The following is a 13,064-nucleotide window of genomic DNA, read 5'->3' as shown; positions in this document are numbered from 1 at the left end:
ACGCGGCAACGTCGGCCTATCTCGAAACCTTGATCAGATGATTCGGGAAGGTACACCCCTTCCCCTCAGATCCACAGGTTTCGATCATTGCTCCATCAAGGTGCTGTCGAAGGGCTCCCAGCCAGGACCGATCTCGATCGCGCTGGAGAAGTGGTTATCGCCCTTGCCATTCCAGATGGTCAGCTTGCTACCATCCCGGACCGCCGCCAGGTCACCGATGCCATCGCCGTTGAAGTCACCGCCGATGGGCTTGCTGTAAGCAGTCCAGCCAGGGCCGATCTCGATGGCACTGGAGAAGTTGTTGCTGCCCTTGCCGTTCCAGATGTAGAGCGTGCCGGTGCCTTCACGGACGGCCCCGATGTCGGCATGACCATCGCCGTTGACGTCGCCCAGCGACACCAGGGTGCTGTCGTAAGGCTCCCAGCCGGGACCGATCTCAATGGCGCTGGAGAAGTTGTTGCTGCCCTTGCCGTTCCAGATGGTCAGCTTGCTGCCATCCCGGACCGCGGCCAGGTCACTGATACCGTCGTCGTTGAAGTCACCGGCAATGGGCTTGCTGAAAGCGCCCCAGCCGGGACCGATCTCAGTGGCCGAGCCGAAGTTGTTCGACCCCTTACCACTCCAGACGGTCAACGTCCCGGTAGCGGCCGAGAAGATGTCCCCCACCCCATCGGCGTTGAAATCACCACCATACGAACTCCGCGGCTGCCAGAGAGCATCGACGATCTTCTGTGCGTCTCCGGCCTGGGGCTGGTAGCGGGACGGGTAGGCCGAGACCTGTACCGCCTGGCAGACCTCGCCGATCGGCGCTGTCATCCAGGAGTTGTTCGGGTACTCCCTGACCATTTTGTCGAGAAAGGCATTGGTGGCCCAGATCGGATTGAGTCGCTCCTGGACGCTGCCCCACGACGCACGCTGCTGGAACAGCCCGAGACTGTCGTGGTCGACCGTCTCGCTGACGTTCTGGATGGTCGACTCCACGATCGCGGTGGTGACTGCGATGACCGCCGCTCTGGGATCCATGCCGCGATCGTGGACGGCCTTGACGATCATGCGGGCGCACGAAACTCGGTACGCCGTCATGTAGCCCTTCATCGTGGCGGTCAAGACGCCGTTCAGCTGTGTGGCCAGGGCCGCGTCCGTGCTGGTCGTGCCGTTGGAGTCGCATGCGGCGGTGGCGTAGGAGGCGGTCACTCGGCCGGTAGGTGGTCCGGCCGGATCATCCTGGGCGTACCCCGAGGGGGATAAGGCGACGATCGCGAAGATGGCCAGCGCTGCCGTCGTCGTGTGGCGGGCGAATGTTCTTGACACTGTCTGAGGCTCCAAATCGTGGGAATGCCCCCGCCGGGCCGTCCCGGCGGGGTGGGGTGGTTAGAAGTACGGGGTCCAGCCGGGGCCCATCTCGATGGCGGAGCTGAAGTTGTTGCTGCCCTTGCCATTCCAGAGGTAGAGAGTGCCGGTGCCTTCGCGGACGGAAGCGATGTCGGTGTTTCCGTCCTTGTTGACGTCGCCCAGCGTCATCAGGGTGCTGTCGAAGGGCTCCCAGCCAGGGCCGATCTCAATGGCGCTGGAGAAGTTGTTGCTGCCCTTGCCGTTCCAGATGGTCAGCTTGCTACCGTCCCGGACCGCGGCCAGGTCACCGATGCCATCACCGTTGAAGTCACCGCCGATCGGCTTGCTGTAAGCAGTCCAACCAGGACCGATCTCGGTGGCAGAGCCGAAGTTGTTGGCCCCCTTGCCGTTCCAGACGTAGAGCGTGCCGGTGCCTTCACGGACAGCGCCGATATCGGCATGACCATCACCGTTCACGTCACCCAGCGAGACCAGAGTGCTGTCGTACGGCTCCCAGCCAGGACCGATTTCGATCGCGCTGGAGAAGTGGTTATCGCCCTTGCCGTTCCAGATGGTCAGCTTGCTGCCATCCCTGACCGCAGCCAGGTCACTAATACCGTCGTCGTTGAAGTCACCGGCGATGGGCTTACTGAAAGCGCCCCAGCCAGGACCGATCTCGGTGGCCGAACCGAAATTGTTCGAGCCCTTACCGTTCCAGACGGTCAACGTCCCGGTAGCGGCCGAGAAGATGTCCCCCACCCCATCGGCGTTGAAATCACCACCGTCTTGGTTCGAAGGACCGTTGCTGGCCTCGACCGGCGCGCTGTAACCGACGATGTCGCTGCTCGACCGGGAGTGCGAGTTGGCCTTGGTCCGGTCGCCGCTGTTGCCCTCGATCGTGTAGATCGTGCTCCCGTCGACGCTCTTCACGATGCCGACGTGGTCGATGTCACCGTTCTGCTCCCAGTCGAAGACGACGGCGTCGCCGGGCTGCGGGGTGTAGCCGCTGCTCCTGGTGTGCCAGGTCCCGTACTTGGTCCCGTAGTCCTTGAACGAACTGGCCCACCCGGTGAGCACACCACCCTCCAACTCGGGGACGTCGGCGTGGGGCACACCGGCCTTGCGCCAGACGTACTTGGCGAAGTCCGCGCACCAGTTGCTGTCGCGCCACTGCACGCCATCGCTGCTGGGGCAGCCGGCGGAGTCCTTCCACGTACGGAAGACACCGGTGTAGTAGTTGCATCCGCTGCCCGCGGGGCTCTCGTGATCGCGGCTGCTGTTGTTCAGCTCGTCCTGGGCGGCGGAGACGATCGCGGACCTGCTCACCGCGAAGGCCGGGGCAGCCATGACAGCGGTGAGGCCGGTTGCCATGATCGCCATGGAGGCCAGACCCGCGGCGAGCCGTCGGCCTGTTATATGGATTTCACCCATCGTGATCCCTCATCTCTTGGATTTGTTTGATGTTAGATTCGGACATGCTTCCGCCTCTGCCGAACTCTTTTGACAGTTCGGCAGACGATCCGATCAATAGATTTCCTTCCTGCCGCACCCTGGCCATGGGCGCCGCCGCGGTCGCATTAACCGACCCGGCACAGCCACCCTAGGTGAACGGCATTTCGTCTCGTTATCGCGGCGAAACTCAGGGAAATAGTCGGGCGATAATCCGAGAAACAAGTGACGTTGGGCGCCTAGATCGCGGACGGATAGGGCAGCTTCAACCCCGCCGCCGACAGGTCATGGAAATCGGCGTACTCCCGAGCGTGCAGGGCGAGCAGACTGGGCAGGCGATAGCGGAACAGGCCGTCCGGCCGCCGTCCCCACGTCTCGAGCAGCGCGGCGTCCGCGAGCTGCTCCATGAGGTTCTCCGCGCTCGACAGGTCGATGTTCATCAGCGCCGCGCCACTCCAGACGTCCAGCTCCGGGGTGTCCCAGAGCGAGAGCCGGCGGTACAGGGCGGCGGCATCAGGGCCCAGGCCGTTGTAGCCGCGGTCGAAGCTGTCGCGGATCCCGGGCGGCCCACCGTGGCTCAGCTCGTCGAGCCGGTGCAGCGGGTCGCGCAGCCTGGCCAGCAGATGGGAGACGCTCCAGTGCGCCTTCGCGGTGAGCCGCGCCGCGGCCGCGGACACGGCCAGGGGCAGGTTGTCGCAGTACCTGACCACTTTCCTGGCGGCCGCGGGCTCCCACCGTACGCGGTGATCGGCGACGAGCGCGTCGAGGAGTTCGACGGCCGAGCGGGTGTCCAGCGCGTCCAGCCGCAGGCGTACCCGGGCCGGGCTCGATTGGTTGTACGAGCTGGTCGCGAGCACGCCGCAGGTCCCGGACGCGGGGATCAGCCGTTGAACGCGGCGCAGGTCCCGCACTCCCCTGAGCACGACCAGCACCCGCCGTCCGGCGACCGACCGCTGGAACAGCTCGGCCCGCCCCCGCGGGTCCGCCGGGATCTCGTTCTCCGGTGTCTTCAGGGCGCGCAGGAACCGGGCGAGCACGGCCGAGACAGACTCCTCGCCGTCTCCTGTCCGGGTGAGGTCGGCGAAGAGCCTTCCGTCGGGGAACGACTGCGCCACTCGGTAAGCCCAGCGAATCGCCAAAGCGCTCTTGCCTGTCCCCGCTCCCCCGGTGATGAGCCCGACGGCGGCCGACCCTACGTCGGGGCCGCCCTCCAGCAGAACATCGAGGCTCGCAAGCTCCTCCTCCCGCGAGACGAAGGACGGCACATCCGCAGGCAGCCGCGCCTCGCCGGAGCCGGCGGGAAGGTCGGCGTTAAGGGAGACCGATGCCGTGGAGGTCGACGCTGTGGAGGTCGGCAGGAGCGAGGGATCCTCGCGCAGCATGGCGGCGTGCAGCTCCTGCAGCTCCTTGCCCGGTTCCAGCCCCAGCTCGTCGACGGAGTTCTGGCGAGCCTGGCGGAACAGTCCCAGGGCCTCGGAGCGGCGGCCCAGCCGGTAGTTGGCGAGCATCAGGATCGCTCGGGCATGCTCGCGTAGCGGCTGCTCCTGCACGAGCCCGGACAGCTCGGACACGATCTCGCTGTACCTCTCCAGCTCCAGCTGGAGCTCGGCGTACTGCTCGTACGCGTTGAGCCACTGCTGCTCCAGCAGGCTCGCCTCCTCCTGAAGCCGCGAACTGGAGGTGTCAGCGAACGGAGTCCCCCGCCACAGACTGAGCGCCTCCCTGAGCAGAGAGGCAGCCTCGGCCGTCCGCTGGTCCTGGGCGAGATGCCGAGCAGACTCCACCCGGGCCGCGAACTCGACCGCATCGATGCGGTGGTCCCCGGACACGAGCATGTAGCCGGGAGCCGCGGTCACGATGACGTCCTCGTGGCAGCCCGCCTCCTGGAACACCTTGCGGAGACCGGCGACGCAGATGGCGATCTGGTTGCGGCACGTGGTCGGCGGCGCACCGCTCCACACGGCCTCGACGAGCCGGTCGACCGAGACAACCCGGTCGGGTGTGAGCAGCAGCACGGCCAGGACGGTCCGCTGGCGGAGCCCGGTGATGGTGAAGCGGGCGTTGTTCGCGATGACCTCAAGCGGGCCGAGTATGTGAAAACCGAGTGACGAGGCCACGACTTAGCGGTCTCCGTCGTCGTGGGCCGAGGCGGCCTGACCACCGCTCCGCGAGGGAGCCCGCCCTCCTTCCCCGTATCGCAACCATTCCGCCGCCGCGCGCGGCATTTCGGCCATAAATTCCGTTTTCTCCTGTGACAAGCCTTCGATCCCTTCTCGCGATAGCGAAGCTCCCTGAGCCTGGTGAGCAGAAGTGATGGCACCGTGCGGGCGCTGCGGCGACCGCAGGTGGGCATGGTCAGCCCGATGTATAGCTCCGTCGGCAGGCACACTCGGGCGTGATCGGCGGCGTCGCACCAGGGGCGGGAGAGTGTGCGGATGTGACGGGGACGGTGGCTGTGGCCGGCTTCGATGCGATCACGCGCGGCAGCGTGACAGTCATTTCTGGCAATTCCCTGGCAAAGAGCCGGGGAATGAGAACTGCGAAGCTTGGATGCAGGCGACGCGACGATCTCAGTACAGTGTGGGAGTGGCAGGTGAGCAGCTGAGTGCTCGGGTGGACAGCTGGATCTGGTCGGTGCGGCTGACCAGAACCCGATCGATCGCGTCCGACGCCTGCCGGGGCGGTCACGTCCGGATCAACGGAGTACGAGTCAAGCCCGCGCACGTCGTCCGGGTCGGCGACGAGGTCCGACTGCGGCACGAGGGCCACGAACGCATAGTGGTCGTCTCCCGGATCATCACCAAGCGCGTCGGCGCCCCCGCGGCCGCCGAGTGCTACATCGACAAGAGCCCTCCGCCCCCTCCGCGCGAGGAGGTTGTCACGGTGGCCGTACGGGCTCGTGGCGCGGGCCGTCCCACCAAACGCGAACGCCGCAGCATCGACAAGCTGCTCGGACGCCCGATGGCGGAGGGGCGGGGCGCCGGGCTCGACCCGGAGTGAACGGGCATACCGCATCGAACAGGGGTCGGTTTCTCCTCCACCGGATCCGCGCGGATACCCGTGACGCCCTGCCGCGCAGGGCTCGGTCCACTCGTTACCTTCTGGCGCCCGCGCCCGTCATAGGAGCGACGGCCGTGTACGCCCACGGTCGTCGGACCAACAACGAGATCGGAGATCAGGGTGCTGACGAACATCAAGAACCAGCGATCTGCCAAATCTCAAACGAGACTCCGCCGCGAACGTCCTCGCCGACGACCGCACCCCGGGGGAACATTACGTCGCCCCCACACTCGTACTCGGCCCGTCCTCTTAATTGCTGCGCGGAGGGGCTCAGGTGGGCAGCAAGGCCAGCAGGGCGACGGGGAAGTTCGTGAAGTCGTCGGGGCGGATGGCGCGCAGGACGGTCGACGCGAGCACCGGGTCGCGCTGGATCATGAGGATGGCGGTATCGGGCTGGCTGAAGAACTGCACGGTCATGGACAGCAGTTCGGTGTCACCCGAGGTATAGAGCTTGGCGGCATAATACTTTCCGCTTCTCTGCTGTTCCTTCTTCGTGTAGTACGCCTCGAACGCCGGCATGGTGCTGACGTCGAAGGCGGGTTCAGGTTTACTTGCATTGGGATAGATATTGACGAGCTGCGTGCCGTTCATTCGCATTCTGATAATCAGGTGCAGGCGCAGCCATTCGACCGCGGGAAGGTAGAACTCGACCTGGTGCCCGATCTCGTGCACCACCGTCGAGACGTCGTCCATCACCGAAAGGCGCACCTTGTTACCCACCCGTGCGGCGTTTGACCGGAACTGCGTCACCCGGCTACCGAGCCAGAACATGCCAGGCTCGACGGTGTCCTCGGTGACCTCGATGTTCGACACGTGCTTCGCGGGGGGCCTGCGCGACGGCTGCACCAGGGCGGCGTAGATGATCATGCCTGTCGGCGCGTTCTTGTAGAACTGCTCGACGTACCCGCTGAAGTGCTTCTGGGCTTTGCACGCGTTGGTGACCACGATGCTGGGCAGGGTGCCGCTCTCGGCGCCGAAGCCGACGGAGAGCTTGCCCGTATACATGGCCTGAACCACCGGGAGGGCCTCCAGGGCCTGAACCAGCGCGGCGCTCTCGTTCTGGGTGGGATCGTTGGGCGTGTGCACCGCCTGGAGAATCTGGTCGGCGGCCTCCACCAAGGGGTCCTTGACCGAGCCAACGGCGTGGTGCTGGATGAGGAGCTTCAGGTCGGCGGGGACGTCCGCATGGTTCAGGTAGAGCTGCCGCTCGCACGCGACGACGTACGTGTCGATGCGAGCGCGTACTGCCACGCCCACCCGCGCGACCTCATGCTCGTTGGCGGCGACGTTGTTGGCCGACGCGTAGGTGTTGGCCGCCTTGAAGGTGACCATGGACGCGTAGGACACGACCGAGGACTTGGCGGCCATGAGCGAGCACTCGTGCATCGCCGCGTCGATGTGATTGTTCAGTATGCCCAGCGCGGGCGCGCCGAGATTGGCGAGCTGGGGATCCGGAACCGCCGCGAGGAAATCCGTGACCGCGCCGTTGCACACCATGTCCTGCGTGATGCCGGCCTCCTTGACGTGGTCCTCCAGACGCGTCAGCAGCAGCTCGAAGGGGACCGGTGCGGCCGCGCCGGGGTCGCGGTTCGTCTTGGAACGGTCTCCGCGCATGCCGCTGTCGGGGGACGGTTGGGCGGGAATCATGGCGGGCCCCTTTCGGGAGAGACGCGGTGGCGAATTGCCGGATCCACGCCGAATTGGGGACGGTATTCAGCAGAAAGGATGGCTTTTGAAGCGTAAGCCGGGCACGTCCTCCCGGCAATTGCCCACCGCCATGTGTCCACATGAGGACACTCAACCAAAAATCAAACTTGACCACGCCATAGAACCTGATAGCCCCGATAATATGATTTACCGGAAAAATCCACGCTACTGATCCGCCGACACCGGCACACTGTCGTTCTACCGGCGTTGGTCAGCCGCCGGCGCGCCGGTCCAGGTGGGCGGTGACGTCACGCAGTGCCGGGGCGAGCCGCTCAAATTGGTCCACGCCGACCGAGAAGTCGGTACCGATCGGCTGCATGAGCGTCACGTGATCCGCGCCGGCGGCCAGGTGCTCGCGTACCTTGGCGGCGATGTCGGCAGGGTCGCCGTGGGCGATGATCGCGTCCACCACCCGGTCACTCACCTCGGCGATCTCCTGGTCCGAGTAGCCGAACCGGGCCAGGGCGGCCGCGTACCAGGTCTGGCGGAGGCTGCCCGACACCCACTCCCGTGCGATCGCCCGCGCCCGGTCGCGGTCGCCGCCCGGGACCACGGAGAGCCCGATGACCAGCAATTTGTCCGGGCCAAGCACCTGACGCACCTGCGCGGTGAACTCGGGAGGCCCTCCGGCGGGCATTGCCCCATCGGCGATCTCGCCGGCCAACGCGAGCATCTTCGGGCCGTTCGCGGCGATGATCCGCGGATAGGTCACGTCGGGTGCGGGTGGCGAGGTCGGGCTGTCCATCCGCTCGCGGTAGTCGCGCATCGTGGTCAGCGGGCTGCCGAACTCCCGACCGGTGTCGGCTGCCTGCTGCGGATATCCGACCCCCAGCCCGAGCACGAACCGACCGGGATACGCCTGGGCCAGCACGGCCGCCGCACCATGCATGGTCTGCGGTGACCGGGCCCAGACGTTGGCGATGCCGGTGCCGAACACCATCCGCCGCGTGGCGGCCAGCAGCACTGCCAGCTGTACGAGGGCGTCCTTTCCGCCGACGACCTCGTTGGTCCAGACGGCGTGGTAGCCGGCGCGTTCCAGCCGCTCGACGGCCTCGCGCTGCAGGTCGATGGACAGGGCGCTGGTGAACGAGACCGGCAGCGTCAAGCCGACCGGCCCCAACGCCTGGCGGGCCGCGTCGACCACAGTGGTGGTCCTCATGAGAATGCTCCTTGGGCTGCTCAACTTGCGTCATCAGCTTGGGACCGCAGCCCATTCAGGGTCCAATGAATGTTTCGCAAGGCGCATCCCGATTCGCGCATCACCGCAGCTAGAGAGGTGAGAGCTACGCTGGGCGCATGGCCGACTCGCCACTCCCTCCGGTGGACCTGGACCTGCGGCTGGTGCGCTCGTTCACCACCGTCGCCGAGCACCGGCACTTCGGTCGCGCGGCCGCCGCCCTCCATCTCACCCAGTCCTCGCTGAGCCGGCAGATCGCCCGGCTCGAACAGCAGGTGGGCGCCCGCCTGCTGGACCGCACCCCGCAGGGCAACCGGCTCACGGACGCCGGAGAGGTCTTCCTCCCGCTCGCCCTCGCGCTGCTGCGCTCCGCCACCCGCGCCGCCGCGCGCGCCCGGGCCGCCGCCCAGCCCAGCCGGATCGCGATCGGCTACATCGGCAACCTCGTCGTCACCCCGGCCGTACGCGAGCTACGCCAGCGGCATCCCGGCGCCCAGGTACGGATCATCCACCTGGACTGGGACGAACCACGCGCCGCGCTCCTCGACCACCGGGTGGACGCGGCGGTGGCCCGGCTGCCGTTCCCCACCGACGGGCTGCACGTCACGGTGCTCTATGACGAACCCCGGGCGCTGCTGGTGCCCGTGGATCATCATCTGGCGGGCAAGGAATCAGTCACCCTCGACGACATCGCCGACGAGCCCCTGCCCCGGGCGCTCGACCCAGTCTGGAACGCCTTCTGGCGCGCCGACCCCCGGCCCGACGGAACCCGGGCGCCCGACGGTCCCCTCATAGAGGCGGGCGAGGACAAGCTCGAACTCGTCGCCGGCGGGCAGGCCGTTGCCATCGTCCCCGCCACCGCCCGCATCGGTGACCTGCGCCCCGACCTCACCACGATCCCCCTGGAGGGCATCGAGCCCAGCCACGTCGTACTGGCCACCCGAGCCGACGACCGCAGCCGCCTCGTCACGGCCTTCCGCAAATACGCCGAAGCCCATTTCACCGGGCCAGGGTGACCCAGCACCCGGCTCCGTGCAGCGTGTCTGCGCCAGATAGCAGCCCTGCGAAACAGGTGCCCGGGCCGTGCCGGGCACCCGTTCTGCCGTTCATCGAAAGGCCCTCATGCCTCACCCAACCGACCTGTACGGTCTGCTGCCCGTACCTATTGCGAGTCGGCTTGCGGGTCGGCGAAGTCGGCTGGGGACCAGGTCAGCCGGCCGGAGCGGAGGTCGTCGATCAGGCCGGTCAGCCAGCGCTCCTCGGCGACGGCCACCGCGTGCAGGTATTCGAGTTCGAGCAGGCTGGCCCGGTGCAGACCCCCCTCGGCCTGACCGGTCAGCGCGGTCTGCAGTTCCGCCACCGACGCCGTGACGGCCGTCCGCCTGTGCTCCAGTAGGTCGGGGATCTCCTCGGGCGAAAGCAGCAGCAGGTGGGACAGCGCCGCCGGAAACTGCGGGAACTCCCGTTTCGGAACCGTGAGCAGGTCCACCAGCCATTCACGGGCGGCCTCACGGCCCGCGTCGGTGACCTCGTAGACGGTCCGCTCGGGGTAGGCGTGGTCCCGCTCGGTGTCCAGCACCGCCACCAGGCCGGCCTCCGCGAGCCGGTCGATCGTCCGGTAGAGGCTCGTCCGCTGCTCGACGTTGACGACCAGATCCTTCCCCCAGTCCTTGATCAGCCGCTGGATCCCGTACGGATGCAGGGGCTTGTAGTGCAGCAGCGCCAGGACGGTGAGGGCCAGCGGCGAACCCCGGAACGCAGTACTCATGTCACCGACACTACTCCGAAAACTACTAGTTGACGAGAGACTAGTTGCAATGCAACTATCCCATCATGCAGCAGAACACCGTGAAGACAGCACTCGTCATCGGCGGCGGGATCGCCGGGCCGGTCACCGCGATGGCCCTGCAGAAGGCGGGCATCGACGCCGCCGTCTACGAGGCGTACGAGAAGACCGCCGACGGGGTCGGCGGTGGTATGAGCATCGCCCCCAACGGAGTCGACGCGCTGGACGCGATCGACTGCGCCGACCTGATCCGGCCGCTCGGCGCGCCGATGACCGGCATCGTGCTCCAGGACTGGAAGGGCCGTCCGCTCGCCGAGTTCGGGAACCCGCCCGGGATCCGGTCGATGCAGTTCGTCTGGCGCGACGAGCTCTACCGGGCGCTGCACGACGAGGCCGCGCGGCGCGGCGTCAGAACCGAGCACGGCAAGCGCCTCGTCCGGGCGGAGGAGACCGCCGACGGCGTGACCGCGCACTTCGCGGACGGCACCCAGGCCACCGCCGACATCCTCATCGGCTGCGACGGCATCCGCTCGACCGTCCGCTCCCTCATCGACCCGGCGGCCCCAGGACCGCAGTACGCGGGTCTGATCAGCTTCGGCGCCCGCGTCCGGGCCCCGGGGATCCCCTCGACCGAGGGCAAGATGCCGATGACCTTCGGCAAGAAGGCATTCTTCGGTTACCAGGTCTTCGGCGCCGACGACGCCGTCTGGTTCGTGAACCTCCCGCACCCCGAGCCGATGACCGCCGCCGAGGTCCAGGCGACCCCGGCCGCCGAGTGGCTGCCGATCTTGGCGGAGAAGTTCGCCGCCGACGGCACCCCGGCACGGGACCTGATCGAACGGACCGACCCATCGGACGTGGTGATCGTCGGCCCGATGGAGAACATGCCACCCACAACCGTCACGTGGAGCCGGGGCCGAATCGTGCTGGTCGGCGACGCGGTGCACGCGCCGTCGTCCAGTTCGGGGCAGGGCGCGTCCCTGTCGATCGAGAGCGCGATCCAGCTCGCCCGCTGCCTACGCGACCTCCCCTACGGCGAGGCGTTCGCCGCCTATGAGGCCGAGCGCCGTCCCCGGGTCGAGCGGGTCATCAAGGAGACGACCCGCAAGAACGCCAGCAAGGCGGCGGGGCCGGTCGGCCGCGTCGTCAACGCCTACGCGATCCGGATCTTCGGCAAGCTGGGGAAGCCCGAGAAGATGACCTGGATCTTCGACTACCGGATCAACTGGGACGCCAAGGTGACCGGATGATGGCAAGGGCTTGTCATGGGCTGTTCACGAGTGCCCTCGACGGCTTAGCGACGATACTTCGCCCGCCTCACCTGGAGCTCGAGCCTCGCAGCGATGATGAGCATGACCTCGGCCAGCAGATTGGGCGCCAGGTCACCGATGAAGCGGTGAGGGCTGTTGAGCCACTCGACCAGCGATCCGGCCGCAACGGTGACGAGCAGCAGATACGTGAGTACCCCGACGAGCCGACTGGACAGCAGACGCGTTGCCCCGGTCACCGTGCGGACGACGACGCGTGGAATAGGCTGCCTGAAGTTGAAGGCTAAGATCTCCTCCATCGCCTGCCAAACGCACGCATAGGTGCGCGTGGAGAGATAGCAACCTGACGCTTCGTACTTGAACCCGGTCGGAGCGCAGATCTGCTGAACCACATCCAGCATCTTCCGCTGGATCGTGAACCCGTTGAATCTCGTCAGAGGGAACAGCTTGGCACACGATTGGACCAGGTAGATCTGCCAGGGTATCCGGACGTAGTCTTGCGCGCCGGACCGGGTGTACTCGTGGTTCGCCTCCGACTGGCCGCCGAACGCAGCTGAAAGCGCCGAGAAGAGATCCTTCCAGGAGACCTGCAGCTGCCTCCGCTCCATCTGGGAGTCATAGGCAGTGAGCACGAGAAGCACGAAGCAGCGAACGAAGTCATTGTCACCGCTACTCAGGTACTCGCGAAGATAGCGCCAGTCCTCCGGCCTGATGGGCAGATTATTCGCCGCCAGACAGCGCACGGCATGCGCCGTGGCCAGCGGATCCGGCTCTCCGCCTTCGTTACCCACCGCATATCCCGCCGGGTCGGCCTGTGCGCCCTCGAAAGCTTTCTGCACCAGCGTCAGCGCCTCGGATTTCAGCGCGATGGCGGGGCTCACGTAGGAGAGGGCGAAGCCGATATCGGCCATCCGAAAGATGTCCGACTTCTGCAGCCGGATTCTGCGCGCAACCAGGTCCCGGTACACGGCAGAGCTTACCGAGGCCTTTTCCACCTGGCTGCGGTTGACGACGTAATAGATCAACCTCGCCACCTGCTCCTTGACGGCGGGATCCGTTGTGGCGCGACGGGCGAGGACGTGGATCGTGGCCGCTGTGCCGTAGAGCCCGCGCTGTTCGTAGCGAGGATGGTCGAGATACTGCCCCGAAGCCAGGGCGTAGTCCGGCAGCCGCCCGGCCTCGACTTGTAGACGCAACTCGATCCGCCGCTCGATCTCTAACTGAGCGTCCGTCAGGATCTGGCGCGTCAGCAACTAGCTCGTCCTTGATTCACACACACTCGTAG

The 13,064-nt window shown here is 66.6% G+C and carries 10 protein-coding genes; 3 read left to right on the top strand and 7 right to left on the bottom strand.

Annotated elements, in window-relative coordinates; genetic code table 11:
• Positions 1-84: 84 nt before the first annotated feature.
• From AB0J16_RS56360 to AB0J16_RS56350, 3 genes are all read right to left on the bottom strand, one after another.
• The gene (locus tag AB0J16_RS56360; RefSeq protein WP_358556626.1) at positions 85-1,194 is read right to left on the bottom strand and encodes a VCBS repeat-containing protein; all 1,110 of its coding nucleotides are present in this window, start codon (positions 1,192-1,194) and stop codon (positions 85-87) included.
• A gap of 177 nt (positions 1,195-1,371) precedes the next feature.
• The gene (locus AB0J16_RS56355) at positions 1,372-2,712 is read right to left on the bottom strand and encodes an FG-GAP-like repeat-containing protein (RefSeq protein WP_358556623.1); all 1,341 of its coding nucleotides are present in this window, start codon (positions 2,710-2,712) and stop codon (positions 1,372-1,374) included.
• Between the two features lie 308 nt (positions 2,713-3,020).
• Complete coding sequence (locus AB0J16_RS56350; RefSeq protein WP_358556620.1) at positions 3,021-4,898, bottom strand: BTAD domain-containing putative transcriptional regulator; 1,878 nt, start codon at positions 4,896-4,898, stop codon at positions 3,021-3,023.
• Positions 4,899-5,367: 469 nt separating this feature from the next.
• Here AB0J16_RS56350 and AB0J16_RS56345 point away from each other — a divergent pair, with 469 nt between their 5' ends.
• Entirely contained in the window at positions 5,368-5,781 is a 414-nt protein-coding gene (locus AB0J16_RS56345; RefSeq protein ID WP_358556617.1) for an RNA-binding S4 domain-containing protein, read from the top strand.
• 330 nt (positions 5,782-6,111) lie between these two features.
• On the opposite strand, the gene AB0J16_RS56340 is transcribed toward AB0J16_RS56345, so the two are convergent.
• Together AB0J16_RS56340 and AB0J16_RS56335 are read right to left on the bottom strand one after the other, a co-directional pair.
• Entirely contained in the window at positions 6,112-7,488 is a 1,377-nt protein-coding gene (locus AB0J16_RS56340) for a hypothetical protein (protein ID WP_358556614.1), read from the bottom strand.
• Positions 7,489-7,759: 271 nt separating this feature from the next.
• The gene (locus AB0J16_RS56335) at positions 7,760-8,707 is read right to left on the bottom strand and encodes a TIGR03620 family F420-dependent LLM class oxidoreductase (protein WP_358556611.1); all 948 of its coding nucleotides are present in this window, start codon (positions 8,705-8,707) and stop codon (positions 7,760-7,762) included.
• 137 nt (positions 8,708-8,844) lie between these two features.
• Between AB0J16_RS56335 and AB0J16_RS56330 the strand changes: the two genes are divergently transcribed.
• Positions 8,845-9,741 carry a LysR family transcriptional regulator gene (locus tag AB0J16_RS56330; protein WP_358556608.1) on the top strand — a complete coding sequence of 299 codons (897 nt, stop codon included), beginning with the start codon at positions 8,845-8,847 and terminating at the stop codon, positions 9,739-9,741.
• A gap of 146 nt (positions 9,742-9,887) precedes the next feature.
• Here AB0J16_RS56330 and AB0J16_RS56325 read toward each other — a convergent pair whose 3' ends face one another.
• The gene (locus AB0J16_RS56325; protein WP_358178723.1) at positions 9,888-10,493 is read right to left on the bottom strand and encodes a PadR family transcriptional regulator; all 606 of its coding nucleotides are present in this window, start codon (positions 10,491-10,493) and stop codon (positions 9,888-9,890) included.
• A gap of 65 nt (positions 10,494-10,558) precedes the next feature.
• Between AB0J16_RS56325 and AB0J16_RS56320 the strand changes: the two genes are divergently transcribed.
• Positions 10,559-11,761 carry an NAD(P)/FAD-dependent oxidoreductase gene (locus AB0J16_RS56320; protein WP_358556605.1) on the top strand — a complete coding sequence of 401 codons (1,203 nt, stop codon included), beginning with the start codon at positions 10,559-10,561 and terminating at the stop codon, positions 11,759-11,761.
• Between the two features lie 44 nt (positions 11,762-11,805).
• Here the strand turns inward: AB0J16_RS56320 and AB0J16_RS56315 are convergent, their stop codons facing one another.
• Positions 11,806-13,032, bottom strand: a complete 1,227-nt coding sequence (locus AB0J16_RS56315; RefSeq protein ID WP_358556602.1) for a hypothetical protein — start codon at positions 13,030-13,032, stop codon at positions 11,806-11,808.
• Positions 13,033-13,064 lie beyond the last annotated feature (32 nt).

Source organism: Nonomuraea sp. NPDC049750 (genome assembly GCF_040659625.1).
Lineage (GTDB): Bacteria > Actinomycetota > Actinomycetes > Streptosporangiales > Streptosporangiaceae > Nonomuraea.
Note: the sequence above shows the minus strand (reverse complement) of the source record. Positions and strands in the feature narration are given on the sequence as shown.